The sequence below is a fragment of the Psychrobacter sp. BI730 genome (assembly GCF_013414195.1).
GTDB lineage: Bacteria > Pseudomonadota > Gammaproteobacteria > Pseudomonadales > Moraxellaceae > Psychrobacter.
Genome location: NZ_JAATTV010000003.1, coordinates 54,636 through 74,066, shown reverse-complemented (window position 1 = coordinate 74,066; position 19,431 = coordinate 54,636). Strand labels below are relative to the sequence as shown.

Here is a 19,431-nt window from a genome sequence, read left to right as displayed (position 1 = left end):
CACTTAACTCATCGCTTATTGATGACGTTTTTTATGACAGGGGTTTTTGTGGTACTCTTCTTAGCCTCATTTAGATTTATGTGCACAAATACTGTCAATGATAAAAGCGCCCATATAATTTTTATCACTTCGATTTATTCTCTATATTATTACTAAGTAAGCTCTCATCAGAAGGATAATAACAATGACTCAGTCTTCCAATCTAGCAGCCGTACCGCAGTTTTCGCAATTAACTATCCAAGGCGAAGATGCCGAAAAATTCTTGCAAGGGCAATTAACTTGTGACGTTACCAAACTCGGGCTTAGCTATCAGGCTGCCGCTATCGGTAACCTAAAAGGTCGTATTGAGTTCGGTATCTGGATCAAAAAACAATCAGAGAAACATTATGATGTGGTCATAAGTAGCGATTGTGCTGAGTCTTTTCAGGCACACCTTAATAAGTACGGGGCGTTTTCTAAATTCGAGACCAGTGCGCCGACGCCAATTTATCCTTGTGTCCTTGATAATGTACCAACTTTTAGTCATAAAGACGACCATAATACGACTGAGGATACACAAGCTTGGATGCAATGCAGTATTGCCACTGGTAACTATTGGATCGTAGCTACCACTCAAGGTGAGTTTCAACCGCAAGAGCTGCGTCTACATCAGCGCGGCGGCATGGACTATGATAAAGGCTGCTACTTAGGTCAGGAAGTCATCGCTCGCATCTACTTTAAATCTGCACCCAAAGCATTTTTGCACTATGTACAAGGCACCGGTGAGACACCAAACGCAGGTGACAAGCTCGATAAAATCCAAGTGGTCAATGCGATGAAAAATGACGATGGCTTTACCGCTTTGGTCGTGGCACGTCCTGAACAATTGGCAGAAAGCGATTTGAGCATATTGGACTTGCCAGCTGCACTACAGATAGATGTTGCGCGCCCGAAATAAAAGCACATCGAATCAAGCAAGCGACGTAGCGAAGGTGATGGTAGTTTACTATATAGCTACCGTCATGATTAACATGAGCATAGAGAATCCTATGACACATATTGCGGTACTTGGAGCAGGCGTGGTGGGCGTGACCACCGCATGGTATCTACGTCAGGCAGGCTATGATGTGACTGTGATTGAGCGCGAATCAGCAGCAGGTATGCAGACATCATTTGCCAATGGCGGTCAAATCTCTGTCTCACATGCCACGCCTTGGGCCAATCCTGCGACCCCGATGAAAGCGCTCAAGTGGCTGTTTAAAGAAGATGCTCCGCTACTGTATCGCTTGCGTGCGGATAAAGCGCAGCTCAAATGGGCCATGCAGTTTTTGCAAGAGTGCCGCGCCGATAGAGCCGATGCCAATCTGGTGCAAATGGTGCGCCTAGGTCTATATTCAAGAGATACCTTACAACAGCTGCGCGCGGATATTGGCATCAACTACGAACAGCAAACACGCGGTATCATGCATTTTTATACCAATCAGGCAGAGTTTGATGCGGCTATCGAACCAACTGAACGCATGCAAGCGCTTGGTTGTGAGCGCCATGTGATTGATATTAATAATGCTGTCAACTTAGAACCAGCGCTTTACCCAATTGCGCATAAGCTCACTGGAGCAACTTATACCAGTCGTGATGAGTCTGGCAATGCGCACCTGTTTACCCAACGTTTAGCGCAGCGCTGTATCGATGCTGGTGTACAGTTTTTATATGATACCGAGATCTTAGCACTCAATGCTGATGCTGACTCTGCCCGTCCGCATGTACACAGTATGACTATCCGTCCAAAAGGCGAAAATGCGCAGACTTTCACAGCTGATAGTCATGTGGTCGCGCTTGGCAGCTATAGCGTACCTCTGCTAAATCCTTTGGGCATCCATGTACCTATTTTTCCAGCAAAAGGTTATTCCGCTACTTATACGGTGAATCCACGTGCACCGCACTTAGCGCCTTTTGTCAGTCTGATTGATGATGAGTTTAAGCTAGTCACCTCACGACTGGGTGACAAATTGCGAGTCGCTGGCACAGCTGAATTTAATGGCTATAACCTAGACTTAAATGCCACGCGCTGTGAAGCCATCACTCGGCGTGTGCAGCAATTATTTCCAAAAGGCATCATTGCAAACTCGGTGCAATATTGGACAGGACTGCGCCCGATGACCCCATCGAACGTACCTTTAATTGGTCGCGCGCACTGCGGTCAAGTCAAACATGGCAGTCATAACGCTTCAGCCACTTTTGATAATTTATGGCTTAACACTGGGCATGGCACATTGGGATGGACACACTCTTGCGGTTCTGCAAAGGCCCTTAGTTTATTAATCCAAGGCGAAACCCCGAATGTCGATTTTGATTTTATCGGTATGAGCGTTTAATCAGATCAGTGATATATGCAGATTACAAACAATAAAAGGCGCTCACTTTACGTGAACGCCTTTTTTGTATTTCTACAAACTTATCATTAATTTTATGCTAGTGCGCCTTCCGCTACAGTCTCTGTAGCAGTAGATAAACCATCTACACCCATATCCAATGCTTCTAATTGCACAGGCACACCGTTGACTGCGGCATTACCACTCAACTGATCAATCAACGTCTCATCGGTCAAATCATTAACACTGACACCTGCATGCGCTTGCGCAATCTTTTGCTTAACCCCTTTACGACCGTGACCAAAGCCATGCGGAATGCTGACCACTCCTGGCATCAGCTCATCCGTCACTTCTGCTACAATGACCACGCTACTCACTCGAGAAGTTACTCTGACATCTTGACCGTCTACAATGCCATGTTGCGCTGCCGTTTGCGGATGCAACATCAATGTACAGCGAGACTTACCTTTTACCAGTCGATGGCTATTGTGCAACCATGAGTTATTGCTACGTACATGACGACGACCGATTAGCAAAATCTCATTACTGTTGTACTCTTGCACCATTTCTTTAACACGGGCTAAATCTGACTGATAAAAATCGACATGAAGATGAATTTGTTTGTCGGCGTGTTTAATAGCCTCTGGCAACATCCGATGCAACGGACCCAAATCAATACCATGTGGGTTTTCGACCAGTGCTTCAAATGTCACGTCTTTATGAGGTCCATACTTTAGACCTTGCTCTAACAAGAACTTAGGACCAAAGGCTTTTGTCGCGGCACGTTCTTTTTGCGTTGCTTCTGGCGCATCTTTGTCTAAGCGCTCTGCCAATCCTAAATAAATCTCCCAGTCATGCTTGGTATCGTCGGTTTTATCAAACAAGGCAGGCGAATATTTAGCGACATTGTGCACGGCAAAGCCGTTAAAAGTAATGTCATAATGGTCGCGCTCTAACGGCGATACAGGCGGTAAAATAATATTGGCATGGCGACTGGTCTCAGTCACAAAATAATCAAGCGAAACCATAAACTCTAACTGAGATAATGCTTCGTCTAACTTTTCACCATTTGGGGTACTCAGAACAGGGTTGCCAGCGACCGTAATGAATCCCTTTAACTGACCTTCCCCTTCTACCAACATTTCATCCGCCATCGCAACCACTGGATACTCACCATTAAAATCTGGCAAGTTGCTGACGCGGCTATGACGTTTACCCAAATAGCCTGGGCCAGAGCTATTCACAACATCGACGGCAGGATTTGGGAACATTAATCCGCCTACTTCATCTAAACGACCCGTGACGATATTGATGACCATAGATAGATATTGGCTGAGCAAACCAAACTCTTGCACTGAGATGCCCATACGGCCGTAACAAACCGAGCTTTCTGCTTCACAAAACTCTTTGACGATACGTTTGATTTCGGCTGCGGTAATACCCGTGATGTCTGCCACTGACTCAGGCGTGTATTGTTCAGCAAACAAAGCAAGTCGATCTATTTCTGGTGCCAAGGCCGCCACTCTAGTATCGAGCTTCGCATAGCCTTGCGTATAGATTTCATTGAGCATGGCCAATAGCAGCAATACGTCCGTCGCTGGACGAATAAAGTGGTGCTCACTAGCGATGTCAGCAGTTTCGGTACGTCTTGGATCAACTACTACCACCTTGCCATCGCGCGCTTTGATATCTTTTAGCTTTTGGCGCATGTTAGGCGCAGTCATGATACTGCCGTTAGAAGCCAGCGGATTGCCACCGATGATAAGCATGTATTGGGTGTGATTGACATCGGGAACTGGAATACGCAGCATATGACCAAACAGATGCATGCTAATAATATGATGCGGCAGCTGGTCGATAGAAGTGGCAGAAAAACGACTGCGCGTCTTTAAACTGGTAAGTAGTTGTTTGATGGTCAACATACCACCCATGTTATGTACGTTAGGATTACCTAGATAAACACCCAACGCATTTTGACCATACTTTTGCTGTATGGATTGAATACCTGCGGCGACTTTATCCAACGCTTCTGGCCAACTAATAGATTTCCAACCGTCTGCCGTTCTCTCTACAGGCTGACGCAAACGGTCAGGATCTTCATGCAAATCTTGCAAAACAGTGGCTTTCGGACAAATATAGCCTTGCGAAAAGGGATCGTTTTTGTCCCCTTTAATCGACAAGACTTTTTCGCCATCGTGCTTTATTTCGACGCCGCACATTGCCTCGCACAATGTACAAGTTCTAAAATGCGTTTGCGCTTCGCCTAACGTTGGTGTAGCCGTGTTTGTGGCCATAGTCACTCTCCCTGTTGTGTTTTTTGTTCTAGATTTCATGACAATAATTTTTGCTTATTATCACTACTGACTAGTATTGCTTCCGTGCAAAAAATTGGCGAACAGTGCGTCAAAACTGATACTCAACGTGGCAATCGCTTGTTGTCTTGAGTAACGCTGCTGATGACAGCCCAATATCAACTCATGTACCTGTGCCGCCGCCATATCGACGCATAGATTGACAGCACTACGCTCGCAAGTACGATTGGATAATTGCAATCCTTGAATAAATATCTCTGTCCATTCTTCTTGTATTTCGGTAATCAGATTGCCCAGTCCATTATTTAATGATGACTGGTTTTCTATACTGTCACTAAATCTAGGACGGTCTTCGAGTAAGTGTTGAAACAATGCGATATTCTCAAATGCAGAATCAAAAATCATAATCAGGCATTGTCGACATTGCTGATTAAACTGATCTTTACTCAACACATCATAATCTTTGAGCATATTGACCCATGCCAGTCGCATCGGGGATAGATAATTGTCTTTTAGTTGGGTGCTCAGCTCGTTTTGCAGCGCCTCTAGGCTCTCAAAATGATTGTAAAAACTGGGCTGTGCAATCCCTGCACCTTTGGCAATTTTATTCATGCTCATGCCCTGAGCACCTTCCAAACTATACAACCGCAAGGCACTTTTTAATAACGCACGCCGCGTCTTGGCTTTCGCCAGCTCACGTTTCGTTTGCACTTTTTCAACGCTCATTTTGTTAGGTGTATTCGCTATCAATATACACTCGCTTATCAAAAATAATTCATAGAATTTCATCTTAACTATAAGGCTATAGTCATTTTAACAAGAAGTCTATCATTAAATGTTACACGGCATTCACTCTCTATTATTAGTCTTAGATCGTGTTGATAACGACTGCCAATTTTTAGTGTTTTTTATCTATCAACTTAAAAATATTTATGCTGTCAGTTTTATAATTTACGGCCAAAATTACTGAGTAGCTTTACGTATATCACTGATAAAGTACGCTATTTATTACACAAATAGATGACTCATAACACAGATGTGCAGATTCCCATAATGAAGCAACACTCTAAACATTGCGTATACAGACAACGGGATTTTGAACGCTTATATTAAATATCACCAGTTGGCTTAAGTTTTACCCAAAGCAGCTGAGTGAAGTGTGAAATAAAAACAGATGGAATAATAATCTCGATAAACAACCAAATAATAAAAAGGAATATAACAATGAACGAACATACGCTAAAAGGTGAATGGAACCAGATGAAAGGGTCAGTCAAACAGAAATGGGCAGAGCTCACTGATGACGATCTCACCCATATCGAAGGTAGTCGTGATAAGTTGGTTGGCCGTGTACAAGAGCGTTATGGCCATGCCAAAGAAGATGCGGAGCGTGAAGTAGATGATTGGCGTGTAGAAAACAAATATTAATATATTCGTTGCATATTTATTCGCTGCATAGTTACTGTACTAAATAAACTGAAAAACCGCATAGAAATATATGCGGTTTTTTTATGGCAGATTTATACTGTACAGATAAGCTATTGGAGAAACAAATTACCATTCTCCAGACACGATAAAACCGCATAGCAATCAATTGTTATGCGGTTTTATTGTTAACTATCCATGTTACCTATCACGACTGCTTTTCATGCATCCTTGCACAAATATTCAGTATATTGTGATACTGGGCATCCTGCCCTTTTTACTACACTACAGCTTCAGTATTACTTGCTGCTATCAGCAAAGGGACTGTGTCCTTACTTCAATCGCTATTGTCATCCTGACGCTAGTTATCGAATCATTATCCTTAATGCGGTCAACTCAATCCTTGAGTCACATTCCCTAATGCCGTGTGACTATAATGCCTAACTCTCACTCGTATGTTAAGTCGCGTAAACGTCATTGCGTGTAAGCATATGCTTACAACAATATATTTTACTTACCACAATTATTACAACTTATTAACGCAAATGACACCTACCGCAAAGTTTTGTACTCTATTATAGATAATGTAAGGAAATATTTCGAAAAATAAATCACTAGAAATATTTATTAACTACGATCTAATTTAATTCGTCAGAATACTTTTAAAATCTTATAGTTATAGAGAATATAGGTACCTTTAACCTACACGACCTACTTAATACCATCATAGGATATTGCCTCATGAAAATAATAAAACCCTTTTCTATTAAGGCCACTCTGTCTACTAGTCTTGTCGTTGCATTATTGGGTACGACAGTAGGTTGTGCGGTTGTAGGCTCAGGATATGACAATCAGCCTGTCTATCGTGGTGATAATAATAGCCAAAACAATAATTTTAATCGCGTAAGTCAGCAGCTTCGACAAGACTTCCGCCGCAAAGGCTATCAGGTTATAGATATCAGAGCTGATAGTTACCGTGGTGATCGAGCTCTTACGGCGTATGCTAAAAAGAACAACCAAGCCTACGAGCTAAAATATACTTACCCTGCCCTAAGACTCATCAGCTCAAGCAAAAAAGCATGGCCAGATAACTGGGATAATAAGTCGCAAAATAATAATAACCGCTATAAAGAAAACAAACATAAAGATAATTATCAGAATGGTCAGCGCTATAAAAAAGGCGATGTCGAAGACACTATTAAAAGAGAATCACGATACCCAGCTATAAAACGCCGCGCTGTCAATAAAGTAAGAGCGATGGGCTACCGTGTCGAAGATATCGATCTTGAAGAAAAAAATAAGCGCGGTATCTTTGAGATTGAGGCTAAACGCGGTTCACAGAAGTACGAGATACTATTAAGTTATCCAAATTTAGATGTGATCAAAGTCAGAAAAGATTGATCGCTTTCAACATTAAAAACAGTAGCGACTGGCAGCATAGTCGCAGCTTTATTAGCAGTGACCACAGGCTGTGTAACTGCGCCGAATGGCTACAATGGCTATGACAACCTTTACGAGCACACTCATAAGGACAATAAAGGCCATAAAAAACACAAAGATAAAAAGAACGATAAAGACAGCTATGTCTCCGTTGTCGAGCAACGAGCTGCTAGTAAAGTCCGTAGCATGGGATATCGCGTCAAAGACGTCAAATATAAAAATGGTGATCGTAAGATTAAGATAAAGGCTGAGCGCGGACGCGACGATTATAAAATCGAGCTAGGCTACCCAAGCTACAACGTGATTAAGCTTAAGAAAGATTAATCAGTTTTTAAATACTAATATTCACTATTAATACTCAGTTGGAACATCAAAAACTTTATAACCAAATAAGTCATTAAGTGGCTTATTTGTTTTTTTTATGAGAAGTCTTACACTCCATAAGCTGATATTTTTCTATATAAGACTAAAAACCCAAGACTTTTATCACATCATAGGCTGGTGTTTCATACGGGTGCGCCTCTTTTAACGCGGCAATGGTAGCATCGATAAATGCTTCATCTACCACCATTTCCACTCGCCATTCATCGACCATTTCTAAACTATCCTGTGTACCAATGTGCGGCGTACTACCTGATAATGGCATAAACTGACCGACTCCTTGTACCTGCCAACAGCATTGCTCATAGTTTCCAATCTTCCCAGCGCCAACAGTAAACAGAGCAGATTTCACTTGGTCTAACGCTGCATCAGGAATAAAAACGGTCAACTTATACATAGGCTTACCTCATAGAATAGTTTTGAATCTCAATCTGCTAGTTCTTAGATAAGGAAGGATGCTCGGTCCATATATAACGTAGCAGCCAGTCTTTGGCATCACCGGCATAATCAATACCAATACGTGGGCGTAGTGATACAGGCGGCTGGCAACTATCATCTTCTATCCAAACTTCTGATGCCGGCGAAATAGGTTTGCCATATAAATCGCGATCAATTTGCAAGCGTTTGGTCAATTTACCAGGGCCTGCGAACTGCTTAGGATGTGTAAACTGCTTATCTGGACTGAGTTGTTGCTCTTCAATCAGACGGTCACTATCGTCAGTCAAAAACCCAGCGCGTATCAATACAGACTCAGGCGACTCTATAGAGCCGCTAATCAAATTTAGCATATGATGCACGCCATAGGTCAAATAGACATAGAACACTCCGCCTTGCTCATACATAATCTCTGTGCGCGCCGTTCGAGTACCTGCATGTGAATGGCACGCAGGATCATCTTGACCAATATAGGCTTCGGTCTCAGAAATACGCATACGTAGCGTTTTTTGCTGTCCATCACTATCGGTTAACTGTCGACATAAGACTTTACCAATCAGGTCAGCAGCGACCACACAGGTTGGACGAGCGAACCAGTCAGGCTCTAAAATAGTTGATGAGGCAGTAGACATTAGCAAAACCTTTTCTTATTTTTATGGTCTAATTGATATGAGTAAGCAATAACAAATTAGCATAAAAGTAAGACAAGGTATCGAGGACAATGTTGGCGCTATGTTTGATTTTTTATACGAGCTAAACTACAAGCCTGTGCCTAAAGAGTAATACTGTTTGATAAATAGATAGAAGCTGCAGTCTTTTATAAGTGGTTCCATTATAGTGGTCTATTTTAAATAGTCTGTTAATAGGTTTGTCGAGTGAAATAGCTGGTTCCGTTGGGGTATACTCAAAAAATAAATCCTTTAAACGATAAATCATCTATTAACAGTCTGGCTGTTCAAAAACTTGATTTTAAATCCATAGGCCTAGTTGTATGGCGTTTTGCCATATATTTGCCCAGTAAGGGTAAGCAAAACATTGGTAATTGAAAAGCACCCAGTAACGGTAGAAACACCGCACCCATAAAGGGTACAGTTATGGTGTAAGAAAGTAATACATTGCGTCCGCCACATACCAGCGCCGCGACAATAGCATTCTCATAGCCAAAACGCCGATATATTATATAAGCGGTAAAATAAAACACCAATGCCAATACCGAACTTAGCACTAGTAATAACAACGCTTGCCAGGGATTATGGTCAAACGTAGTACGAAATCCTGCCATCAGTCCCAGTGGAAACAACATCAGCAGTAAAATATTAAACTGCCCAATTTTGGGATAATAACGTGACAAAATAGCAGGTGGAACAAACCGACGCACTCCCACAGCTAGCACCATTGGCATGAAAATATAAACTAACAAGCGTTTGACATAAAGACCAACGTCTAAATTCGAACTTTCATCGCCTAATAGCCATAATACGCCTAATAATGTACAGGGCATAACGAGCGTAGCAGCGATAGTTTTTGCCGTCGCCAGTTGTGCATCAAATCCCACCGCATTGACCAACGCACCACTACCGAATAATGGGGCAGTGGCACCAAGACCTGCAATCGCCAATAGCCAATCGCCACGTACACCGAGTGCATAAGCAATTACTATTAAAGCTAGACTCATGCCCCCGCTTTGTAACAAGGCAAAAACCCATACATAGCTTGTCGCTATACGCTTTAAAAGTGCATATTGGTCAATGCCTAGTAAAGTAAAAAACATCAAGAAGAACAATATTTGGGGTAAATATACCAATACTGCATTGGATAAGTTTGGAAAAACAAAGCCCATAATTGCACAAACTGGCATAATTAATGTGCTATGGCGCGCAATAAAACTAAGAAGCATGGCCTTTCCTAATAAAAAATGTTTTTTTGATACATATGCTGAACCACGCTGGGATTGTTTGATATCCAACAATCTTAGAGAGTATTAAAATTCCGAGGTGTCTCATATACCTACCACATTGATGCCTGTATAGCGCATCGATCACAGATAGAATATGTATGGTAAGTACACCACGAAGTACACTGTGACTGTTTTAGCGAGTTAAAACGTTGATGCCATTAGCCGACAGCTTAATATTCAAGTCCTCACTAGGGTGCCATCATAGATATAATGCCATAAAAAAACTGAGCACATGGCTCAGTTTTTTATTTTATGCTAAGTATCAGATACTTATTTTAATGGTACACCAATACGGTCAGCCACTTCTTCATAAGCTTCAATCACATCACCTAGTGACTGACGGAAACGGTCTTTATCAAGTTTCTTCTTAGTGTTCTTGTCCCAGATACGGCAGCCATCTGGTGAGAACTCGTCACCTAACACGATACGGTCATGGAATACGCCAAACTCTAGTTTAAAATCAACTAGGATTAAATTACCCGCATCAAACAATGCCTTTAATACATCGTTGACTTGATAAGTCAGCTCTTCCATCTTAGCCAGTTGCTCTTTGGTCGCCCAGCCAAGAGATACAGAAAGTGATTCGTTAACCATCGGATCACCTAACGCATCATCTTTATAAAACAGCTCATACGTTGGCGGCGTTAATGCCTGCCCTTCTTCTAAGCCTAAACGACGCACCAAACTACCTGCTGCAAAGTTACGCACCACGCACTCTACAGGAATCATGTCCAAGCGTTTAACCAACACTTCGTCATCAGACAATTGCTTTTCGAGATGTGTTTCGATACCAGCATCAGACAATTTTTGCATGATAAAAGCATTAAAGCGGTTATTAACCACACCTTTACGTGCTAATTGTTCGATACGCTTACCATCAAGCGCTGAGGTATCATCACGGAAGTGCAAAATCAGAAGATCATTGTCTTCTGTTTCATAGACAGATTTGGCTTTACCTTTATACAGCAGTTGTTGCTTTTGCATTATGGGGGTTCCTGTTCGTTCAAGCTTATGTGGTAAAAACGCGCAGCTACCGCTGACTGATGTAAGATACATGGTTTGCGGCTATGATAAAAACGCAACAGTCAGCGATATAGATAAGGGAGTAAGTTTAGTTCGAAGTGTTACTAACAGCACGCTGAGGTTTTGGCAGCTGATACTGATTGCCTGACTCATTTTGTAGTTGGAGCGTGTTTGCCCCAGCATTAGGTGTTGAATATAAAGGGACAAAAGGTGCCGTTTCTTGGGCGGCAGGTAGCTCTATCGGTGCAAGCTTTTTGCTTTGTTGATAATCTAAGCTACCGTTATCACGTTTACCAAGCAAATTTTTAGTCGCTTGACAGCCGCTTAATACCAAAGTGCTACCCAAAACCAAGGTCAGCATTGCTGGAAGTAATTTTGTCGTCTTTGATGATACTGTTTTTGATGATACTGTCATCATGTTGTCTCTCTGAGTTAGCAGTTATTGCTCATGTAGGCGATTGACTTATCATGATAAGTTGACTTGCTGCTAGCTCGAATATCAATCATCGAACTAGCAACAAATCTAAAATCGCCGAATATCAATTGGCTAAATATCAATTTATCGTATGTTTGCTCGAACCAATGCTTCATCAATAGTCGCATGATGCTGCTCGGCGAGCCAAACCAATGGCAGACGGATACCTTTATCGATAATGCCCATTTTATGCAATGCGTACTTCGCTGGGATAGGGCTTGATTCGATAAATAGATCACGGTGCAAATGTTTGACCACGTCATGGATTTTACCAGCCGCTTCAAAGTCACCACGTAAACCCGCAGAAAAAGTCTCACTCATGGCTTTTGGCGCTACATTAGCAGTGACTGAGATATTGCCTTTGCCGCCTACTTTCATTAGATCAAGCGCAGTGCCGTCATCACCAGATAACACAACCATTCTGTCACCGACGGCTTTGATCAATTGCTCACCGCGACCGACAGATCCTGTCGCATCTTTGATAGCAACAATATTATCGATATCACACAAACGCTCGACTGTTTCTTGAGCGATATCAACTACTGTACGTCCAGGCACGTTATACAGCATTTGCGGTATATTTACGGCTTTGGCAATGGCTTGATAATGCTGAAACAAGCCTTCTTGTGGCGGCTTATTGTAGTAAGGAGCGACTAGCAATGCGCAGTCTGCGCCTGCATCGGCAGCATCCTGAGTCAGCTTGATGGCTTCCATCGTGTTGTTGGCACCTGTGCCAGCGATGACCGGTACACGACCTTTGACATGCTGGACAAAATAGCGAATGACATCGCTATGCTCTTGCATAGATAGGGTCGCTGATTCGCCAGTAGTACCAACAGCCACAAGGCAGTGTGTGCCCTGCTCGATCTGCCAATCTATGAGATCTGCGAGACGTGTATAATCGACCTTACCGTCAGGGTGCATGGGCGTTACCAAAGCTACCATTGAGCCTTGTAGTCGGGTTTTGATCTCGTCGTATGCTGTGCTCATAACCGTGCCTTACTGTATTATCCTAGCTTTTATTAAAGCTGTCACATGATAGGTCGTTTGCAAGTGGCCATTACTTTGTGTGCGTTGATAAACGCTGATGGCGTAACTTACTTAATGTTAATGCTGCGTCTCTACTTACTATAATAGCGTTTGTATCATAGATGATTATATCTACGATATCAGTGTCGTGATGGCAATTTACCAAGAGTAAAGGCCTGCTTACTAACCAACAGAAATATAATAATAAGAGTGCTCGTTAGTGTAGCATATTTTGATTTGACCGCTATCAATCAATTGGCAGTCAGCCCATAAATTTAGTACCAAAAAATGGGCATTATTTTTCGCTTAAATTTATAGAACTTGAACTAAAACCTTGTAGATGAATAGTTAAATCATTAAAGGAACAGTTTAGCGCAATCAACGTACGCTGATAAGTCTCTTATGTAATATTAACGAATCGTCAACACATCGATAGTAGGTCGATAGAATCGAAAAGGCAACCCTCTCGTACCGATGCCACTACTGACAAATATCTGTGCACTTGCATGTTGATATAAGCCGCGCTGCTTACCCATGCGACTGTTATATAGCAATGCTGACTGCTCACTACTGCGTCGAATATCGTTCTGTTTTTGAGCAAGCAGGATATTTTTTTGAATAGCTTTTGCAGCACCGGTTATCAACAAAGGGCGTGGCTGTAAAGACTTTGGCAGATCACTGATACTATCAAATCGTGATGCCAAGATAATCACTGGACTGGTGGCATTGGCAATCTCCGATCCAAGCATTGCTTTATCAGTCGCCTCTGACGTTTCAATATCTGTAGATTGCTTGGACACATCTTGCCAGCCGCAAAGCACCGCTACTAATGAATTTGTATTCGAGTTTTCTTGCTCAACACTGTCTTGATTATTAGTTCGATAAGTCGACTGATTGACGACTAACTGCTCATTTGTCGCTCTTGCACATTTGAGTGGCAGTGACGTACATTGCTGATCGATATAGTTAATATCGAGTACATCAAAAGTACTAGCCAATGTATCTTCTAATAATGGCTGACCTTGCTTGGTCGTATTCATAGACTGATAACGCAAGTCCGAGGTACTCATGACTGTATAAACAGGTTTATTTACCCCCTTGAACAGCATTAACTGACCCACTAAATCTGCACTTGGGTAGTATAGCCAGTCCCCAGTAATCAGTACGGCATCTGCTGACAAAGCATTGATAGTAGAGACCAGCTTGCGAATATGACGCGGCTTACCACCGTATATCCCTATACGCAAATCTGCCAATACGGCGACCTTGAGCGGTGTAGACAAATCTAAGTCAATAGAATGATGCTCTAATCGTAAGCGGTTGGGTTGTACAATGACAGTATAAAAGTACAAGCCCATCATCAATATTGCCATAAGTACGGCAGATAGTGATAGCTGCGCTAACATCGGCATCAGCTCCTGTGACCAAACCATGATAAGCAATACTGCCCAAACAGGCATCGTATAAGCAGCATAATATAATGCGAGCTTTACCCAAATACGCATAAAGCGCTTGGTAGGATTGGCATTAAACGTTTGTAGCCCTGACCACAGTGCAATGTACGCTAGCAATGCTGCTGACGTCGTTGTAATAAGCGTATGTAGAGCGGGGTCAGTCATAATTACCTAGCGGTTGCATAATGGTACGAGCCGACTAAGCGACTCGGCCCACCTTAGAGCCTATTGATTGATCAATAATTCACTTAACGAATGGATTGCTGTTGAGGTCTTACTCTTAGCTGTTTGATAAAAAACCAAACATTATAGAGGTCGACCTCCATGATAGACAAGCACAATTATTGACGTGCGCGCTGCCTTTATACCCTGAACCATAATCTGAGTTACATTATTAGCCACATTAACAGTCACGCGTTAATCATGACACCTACTCAATACGTAGACCAATAATAGCAGGAATGCCTTGGCGTATAACTTCTATAGTGACCACGCCTTTTTTAGGAAGAGAAGCAATAGCACCTGAAAAGTCTGCCACTGTTTTAATCGGCTTTTGATGAAAGTTAGTAATAACATCACCTGCCAGAATACCTGAGCGCGCCGCCAATCCAGTAGGATCCACTGTGGTAACCAATATGCCCGTTTTATTATCAACAGCGATTTCTGCTTGTTCATCTGCCGTCAAATCTCGTAAACGCAAGCCCAACTGTACATCGTCATTTTGCTCATCACCGCTCTGTGCTCTTACATCATTGGGCGCATAAGCGAGCTTGCCGTTAATCACCATCTGCTTACCGTTACGCTGAATCCGTGCACGGAAGGGATCGCTTGGACGCGCTCGATTGAGCAAGTTCAGCAAGTCTGATGCCTCCATGATTTGTACATCATTGTATTGCAGAATGATGTCGCCAGGTTTTAGGCCTGATTTTTGTGCCGGTGAATCTGGTGATACACGTGTCAGCAAGGCACCTTGAGGGCGCTCTAAATTATAAGCCTCGGCCAGATTGCGATCGATATCTTGTGGATAGATTCCTAAATATGCACGCGCCACTTCACCATCATTTTTTAGCTGCTCATAAATATCCATGGCAGCGTCAATAGGGATAGAGAATGACAGACCCATATAACCGCCAGTACCACTAAAAATACGCGAATTGATACCAATCACTTCGCCGCGCTGGTTAAATAGTGGCCCGCCAGAGTTACCCGGGTTTAGTGCTACATCCGTTTGGATAAATGGTACGCTCGTCTCACGCGAAAAACTACGCGACTTGGCACTGACAATACCAGCAGAGGCTGAATAGTCAAAACCAAATGGCGAACCAATTGCTAATACTGGCTCCCCTACTTTTAGACCACTTGAGTCGCCGATAGGCAGGGCTGGAAATTGATTGCCCTCAACTTTTAGCACGGCCACATCTGAGCGCTCGTCACTACCGACCAAGGTTGCATCAAGCTCGGTTCTATCATTAAGCGTCACAGTGATTTTGTCCGCACCTGCGATGACATGATGATTGGTCAGCATATAGCCATTAGAGGTAATAAAAAAGGCCGTACCATAAGCATGTTCAATCGCTGGCGTCGCGACTCGATCAGGAATACGTAGACGATCACCAAAGAACTGACGCAACACTTCAGCGGTCTGAGCCTTAGCAAGCTCGGCTTCACTAATCGTTTTGGTGACATTGACGCGTGCCACTGCTGGCGTGACTTGTTGCACCAAACCAGAGAAATCAGCCGTAGTGACTGCAGCCTGAGCACTGTTTATCGTCGTGACATTAATACTAGCAAACATCGCGGTACTAACAGCAAGTGCCAGCGCACTACGTTGTAACCAGCGCTGCATATTGGCAGTGGTCTGTCCTTTGAACATATTGATAGGCATTTTGTGTCCTCCATATGAGTAATCGCTGTTATTAACAGCCACATTATGATTGTCAGCGATAGCGACTACACCAAGCGGCATGCCCCTATTCGTTACTATTTGGTGAAATTATATTCTTTTATCTATTTATCTTGTCTATTTATGCGGCGCAGCACTTTTATTCGAACTTATTGTCATAGCTCTTTAGCAGTTACTTTACGCTTATTTTTATCCCTACTCATTACTTGAATATTTATAGAGCGCTTGTCTTTAGAATATAGTTAATAGTGTAGAACATGGTTAATAGTGTCGTATAAAAATAAATACTCTCAACGTTCAGTATATGACATTTCATGGCGCTAACACTATTATCCTGTGCGCGACGTGCATGCCCAACGCAGCTACTGTATGATAAATAAAAACTTGAAGTATTATGCTGAAGCTTTTTGCATAGTGCAGGATAACCCAAGGCAGCGTTATTTCATATGGGCTTCGTATACTTTTATGGCCGTGACATAGCTTTTTAGCAGGTACGGCTTACATCAGCTTGAAATAAAATCATGGTATGATGTCAAACCAAATATTTTACTAAACAAACAAAAGTTAGCTTGTATATAAGACTGTTTATTGCAGGTTTATAAACTGGCTATCATCACTCTTGTTTTCCATCTTTTGCATTTCTAGCGTATTGTGATTTATCTAGAAGCGCTTTTGTCTTTGCTACTTTATAGTAGTTATATCATATCTAGCTTATGTTGTGATTCATGAGGTCTATCAGTGCGATGGTCTAGCTACAATAAAAACGGATAACAACTTAATGTTAAATAAACGGTAGCGACTATCTTATAACAGCTATCGGTAGATATAAAATATGACAAGATTATAAAAGGATTAATTTATGGATACCGCCCTTTTGCTATCCGGCGTGGTTGGGATTGGCATTGCCGCCCAATGGTTGGCTTGGTATTTAAAGCAACCATCCATTTTATTTTTATTACTGATTGGTATTATCGTCGGCCCAGTGCTGGGTGTATTTGACCCAGACTTGGTGTTGGGCGAGCTGATGTTTCCTTTCATCTCTTTGGGCGTAGCGATTATTCTATTTGAAGGATCGTTAACGCTAGAGTTCGATGAGATTAAGCAACATGGTACCGTGGTACAGATGTTAGTATCGGTCGGTGTACTGATTACCATTGCTATCGTGGCCCTATCGACTTATTTACTATTCGATGTCGATCCATTGATTGCGTTGCTGTTTGGTGCGCTGGTCTGTGTGACTGGTCCAACGGTCATTATGCCACTGCTGCGTAGTGTACGCCCCAACAAAACCATTTCCAACATCCTAAAATGGGAAGGTATTATCATTGACCCAATCGGCGCTATTGCTGTGGTATTGGTCTATGAGTACATTATCTCAGGCGGCGAAGCCAGTAGTATTCTACTATTTGCTAAGATTGTCGTATTGGCAACTGCAATGGGTATGGCGGGCGCTTGGCTACTTGCGTTCCTTATGCGTCGTCATATGATTCCTGAGTTTTTGCGTAATGTTTTTACTCTAGCATTTGTACTGGTGTTATTTTCAATATCAAATCATCTAGAGCATGAATCAGGTCTATTGACCGTCACAGTATTGGGCGTAGCATTGGCAAACTGGCCAAAATTCCCACGTGAAACGATTTTAGAGTTCAATGAATCGTTGACCATTTTGCTGATTTCAGTGCTGTTCATTATTCTGGCGGCGCGTGTAGAGTTGGCAAGCTTGCTCAGCGTTGGTTTTGCAGGGCTAGTGCTGCTCGCTATCGTGATGTTTGTCGCACGTCCATTATCAGTCTGGGCATCAGCTATCGGCTCGAACCTTAAGACCAATGAAAAGCTGATGATTAGCTGGATTGGGCCACGTGGTATCGTTGCTGCTGCTATCTCATCACTGTTTGCAATTCGTTTGCAAGAGTATGATATTCAGGGCGTAGAGCTGCTTGTACCTCTCGTATTTATGGTCATCATTGGTACGGTCATGATTCAAGGCTTGGGCGCAAAGGTCGTCGGTAATTTACTTGGCGTACGTGAGCCTGAGACTAACGGTATCCTTATCGTCGGCTCAAACCCAATTGCGCTATTGATTGCTACCTCTCTAAAAGATCAAGGCTTTGACGTCATCGTTGCGCACAATAACTACACCAATATTGCACGTGCACGTATGAGCGGTCTGCGTACTTACTTTGGCAACCCTATCTCTGATCACGCAGATCATCATCTGGATCTAATCGGTATTGGTCGTCTGTTTGCGATGAGTATGGACAAAGAAATGAATACATTGTCCGAGATTCACTATCGTCATGAATTTGGTGAGCGTAAGCTATATCGTCTCAAATTCAGTGACGAAAAAGTCAAAAGTGAGCGTGATGATAAGCAATCGAACTTCCATTCACAGTGGTTGTTTGGCAAAGATGTGACCTATACCAAGCTTGCCAGTATGCTGTCTAAAAAAGCTCGAATTAAGATTACTAACATCACGGATAGCTATAGCTTTGAGCAGTATAAAGCGGATAATAAGCAGTTCGTACCGCTATATACCGTCGACAAAGAAGGCAAACTGCACGTTATCACTGATAAGTTTGACGGTACTGTCCCTCGTGACCGCAAGCTTATATCGCTAGTGGTAGACGATGAAGTACAGCCGAAGCCAGTCGATGTAACGCCGAAGCAAGAGCAGGCTCGCATGGCAGCTGACGCTAACTTTGAATCTAACTCAAAAGCACCTGAAAAGCGTAAAGAGCAGGAGCCTAGCCCTGATGACAGTCAGACAGCAGCGCCAGAGTCTTCGGTAGATAGTGACAAAAGTGATGAGCAAAATACCGCTAATCAGTCATCAACCACTCAAAGCAGTAGTACCGAGACTAAGTCACCTTCTAGCACTACCGTAGAGAAAAGTGAGCCAGTAGAAGAGCCAAAAACGTCTGCTACGAATGTGGATAATAAAGGTGTCATGTCTGCAAACTCAACAGCGACTTCGAAGACCAAAACCTCTACGAATAGTAATGGCAATGGTAGTGCGCCTAAAAACAAAAAAGGCGCGCTTGATCCAAACCGTCTACCTGACTCTGCTCAGGATAGCGACGCCTCTATCGCTACTACTGAGGATGTAAAAGCAGATAAGTCAGACGACAAATAATATGTGTCGTTATCGGCTTTATTAACTCAGAGATGAAATATTTACCTTAATAAAAAGCCCCAGCAATGTGCTGGGGCTTTTTATTAAGGCTAACTAACTAACTGACTGGCTAA

16 protein-coding genes are annotated in these 19,431 nt (G+C 42.7%); 6 read left to right on the top strand and 10 right to left on the bottom strand.

Annotated elements, in window-relative coordinates; all coding sequences use genetic code 11:
- Window positions 1-184: 184 nt before the first annotated feature.
- Both HCZ91_RS02700 and HCZ91_RS02695 read left to right on the top strand, forming a co-directional pair.
- Window positions 185-937 (top strand): folate-binding Fe/S cluster repair protein, encoded by a 753-nt coding sequence (locus tag HCZ91_RS02700; protein ID WP_179797968.1) that lies wholly within the window; start codon window positions 185-187, stop codon window positions 935-937.
- 91 nt (window positions 938-1,028) lie between these two features.
- Complete coding sequence (locus tag HCZ91_RS02695; protein ID WP_179797966.1) at window positions 1,029-2,354, top strand: D-amino acid dehydrogenase; 1,326 nt, start codon at window positions 1,029-1,031, stop codon at window positions 2,352-2,354.
- Window positions 2,355-2,446: 92 nt separating this feature from the next.
- Here the strand turns inward: HCZ91_RS02695 and HCZ91_RS02690 are convergent, their stop codons facing one another.
- Window positions 2,447-4,645 (bottom strand): molybdopterin oxidoreductase family protein, encoded by a 2,199-nt coding sequence (locus tag HCZ91_RS02690; protein WP_179797965.1) that lies wholly within the window; start codon window positions 4,643-4,645, stop codon window positions 2,447-2,449.
- Between the two features lie 63 nt (window positions 4,646-4,708).
- Complete coding sequence (locus HCZ91_RS02685) at window positions 4,709-5,413, bottom strand: TetR/AcrR family transcriptional regulator (RefSeq protein ID WP_179797963.1); 705 nt, start codon at window positions 5,411-5,413, stop codon at window positions 4,709-4,711.
- A 474-nt stretch (window positions 5,414-5,887) separates the two neighbouring features.
- On the opposite strand from HCZ91_RS02685, the gene HCZ91_RS02680 reads away from it, so the two are divergent.
- The 3 genes from HCZ91_RS02680 to HCZ91_RS02670 all read left to right on the top strand — a co-directional run bounded on the left by HCZ91_RS02680 (window position 5,888) and on the right by HCZ91_RS02670 (window position 7,852).
- Entirely contained in the window at window positions 5,888-6,091 is a 204-nt protein-coding gene (locus HCZ91_RS02680; protein ID WP_057758006.1) for a CsbD family protein, read from the top strand.
- A 738-nt stretch (window positions 6,092-6,829) separates the two neighbouring features.
- Complete coding sequence (locus HCZ91_RS02675) at window positions 6,830-7,489, top strand: hypothetical protein (protein ID WP_179797961.1); 660 nt, start codon at window positions 6,830-6,832, stop codon at window positions 7,487-7,489.
- Window positions 7,490-7,546: 57 nt separating this feature from the next.
- Complete coding sequence (locus tag HCZ91_RS02670) at window positions 7,547-7,852, top strand: hypothetical protein (protein ID WP_257019957.1); 306 nt, start codon at window positions 7,547-7,549, stop codon at window positions 7,850-7,852.
- Window positions 7,853-7,994: 142 nt separating this feature from the next.
- Here HCZ91_RS02670 and HCZ91_RS02665 read toward each other — a convergent pair whose 3' ends face one another.
- From HCZ91_RS02665 to HCZ91_RS02630, 8 genes are all read right to left on the bottom strand, one after another.
- The gene (locus HCZ91_RS02665) at window positions 7,995-8,306 is read right to left on the bottom strand and encodes an NGG1p interacting factor NIF3 (RefSeq protein WP_102090888.1); all 312 of its coding nucleotides are present in this window, start codon (window positions 8,304-8,306) and stop codon (window positions 7,995-7,997) included.
- 37 nt (window positions 8,307-8,343) lie between these two features.
- Window positions 8,344-8,976 carry a DNA-3-methyladenine glycosylase gene (locus HCZ91_RS02660; RefSeq protein ID WP_179797959.1) on the bottom strand — a complete coding sequence of 211 codons (633 nt, stop codon included), beginning with the start codon at window positions 8,974-8,976 and terminating at the stop codon, window positions 8,344-8,346.
- Window positions 8,977-9,299: 323 nt separating this feature from the next.
- Window positions 9,300-10,241, bottom strand: coding sequence for a lantibiotic ABC transporter permease (locus tag HCZ91_RS02655; protein ID WP_095570686.1), 942 nt, complete (start codon window positions 10,239-10,241; stop codon window positions 9,300-9,302).
- A gap of 330 nt (window positions 10,242-10,571) precedes the next feature.
- On the bottom strand, window positions 10,572-11,285 hold the full coding sequence (gene purC, locus HCZ91_RS02650; protein WP_179797957.1) for a phosphoribosylaminoimidazolesuccinocarboxamide synthase: 714 nt from the start codon (window positions 11,283-11,285) through the stop codon (window positions 10,572-10,574).
- Between the two features lie 127 nt (window positions 11,286-11,412).
- On the bottom strand, window positions 11,413-11,763 hold the full coding sequence (locus HCZ91_RS02645) for a hypothetical protein (protein ID WP_179798214.1): 351 nt from the start codon (window positions 11,761-11,763) through the stop codon (window positions 11,413-11,415).
- A 120-nt stretch (window positions 11,764-11,883) separates the two neighbouring features.
- Entirely contained in the window at window positions 11,884-12,789 is a 906-nt protein-coding gene (dapA, locus tag HCZ91_RS02640) for a 4-hydroxy-tetrahydrodipicolinate synthase (RefSeq protein ID WP_179797955.1), read from the bottom strand.
- Between the two features lie 449 nt (window positions 12,790-13,238).
- Window positions 13,239-14,447, bottom strand: a complete 1,209-nt coding sequence (locus HCZ91_RS02635; protein WP_179797952.1) for a hypothetical protein — start codon at window positions 14,445-14,447, stop codon at window positions 13,239-13,241.
- Between the two features lie 265 nt (window positions 14,448-14,712).
- Window positions 14,713-16,167, bottom strand: coding sequence for a Do family serine endopeptidase (locus HCZ91_RS02630; protein ID WP_179798212.1), 1,455 nt, complete (start codon window positions 16,165-16,167; stop codon window positions 14,713-14,715).
- Window positions 16,168-17,044: 877 nt separating this feature from the next.
- Here HCZ91_RS02630 and HCZ91_RS02625 point away from each other — a divergent pair.
- Window positions 17,045-19,318 (top strand): sodium:proton antiporter, encoded by a 2,274-nt coding sequence (locus HCZ91_RS02625; protein WP_179797951.1) that lies wholly within the window; start codon window positions 17,045-17,047, stop codon window positions 19,316-19,318.
- Window positions 19,319-19,431 lie beyond the last annotated feature (113 nt).

Bases quoted from the DNA above. Each gene is read 5' to 3' on its own strand.
- HCZ91_RS02700 (WP_179797968.1), top strand. From the start codon at position 185: ATGACTCAGTCTTCCAATCTAGCAGCCGTACCGCAGTTTTCGCAATTA.
- HCZ91_RS02695 (WP_179797966.1), top strand. From the start codon at position 1,029: ATGACACATATTGCGGTACTTGGAGCAGGCGTGGTGGGCGTGACCACC.
- HCZ91_RS02690 (WP_179797965.1), bottom strand. From the start codon at position 4,645: ATGGCCACAAACACGGCTACACCAACGTTAGGCGAAGCGCAAACGCAT.
- HCZ91_RS02680 (WP_057758006.1), top strand. From the start codon at position 5,888: ATGAACGAACATACGCTAAAAGGTGAATGGAACCAGATGAAAGGGTCA.
- HCZ91_RS02675 (WP_179797961.1), top strand. From the start codon at position 6,830: ATGAAAATAATAAAACCCTTTTCTATTAAGGCCACTCTGTCTACTAGT.
- HCZ91_RS02665 (WP_102090888.1), bottom strand. From the start codon at position 8,306: ATGTATAAGTTGACCGTTTTTATTCCTGATGCAGCGTTAGACCAAGTG.
- HCZ91_RS02660 (WP_179797959.1), bottom strand. From the start codon at position 8,976: ATGTCTACTGCCTCATCAACTATTTTAGAGCCTGACTGGTTCGCTCGT.
- HCZ91_RS02655 (WP_095570686.1), bottom strand. From the start codon at position 10,241: ATGCTTCTTAGTTTTATTGCGCGCCATAGCACATTAATTATGCCAGTT.
- purC (WP_179797957.1), bottom strand. From the start codon at position 11,285: ATGCAAAAGCAACAACTGCTGTATAAAGGTAAAGCCAAATCTGTCTAT.
- dapA (WP_179797955.1), bottom strand. From the start codon at position 12,789: ATGAGCACAGCATACGACGAGATCAAAACCCGACTACAAGGCTCAATG.
- HCZ91_RS02635 (WP_179797952.1), bottom strand. From the start codon at position 14,447: ATGACTGACCCCGCTCTACATACGCTTATTACAACGACGTCAGCAGCA.
- HCZ91_RS02630 (WP_179798212.1), bottom strand. From the start codon at position 16,167: ATGCCTATCAATATGTTCAAAGGACAGACCACTGCCAATATGCAGCGC.
- HCZ91_RS02625 (WP_179797951.1), top strand. From the start codon at position 17,045: ATGGATACCGCCCTTTTGCTATCCGGCGTGGTTGGGATTGGCATTGCC.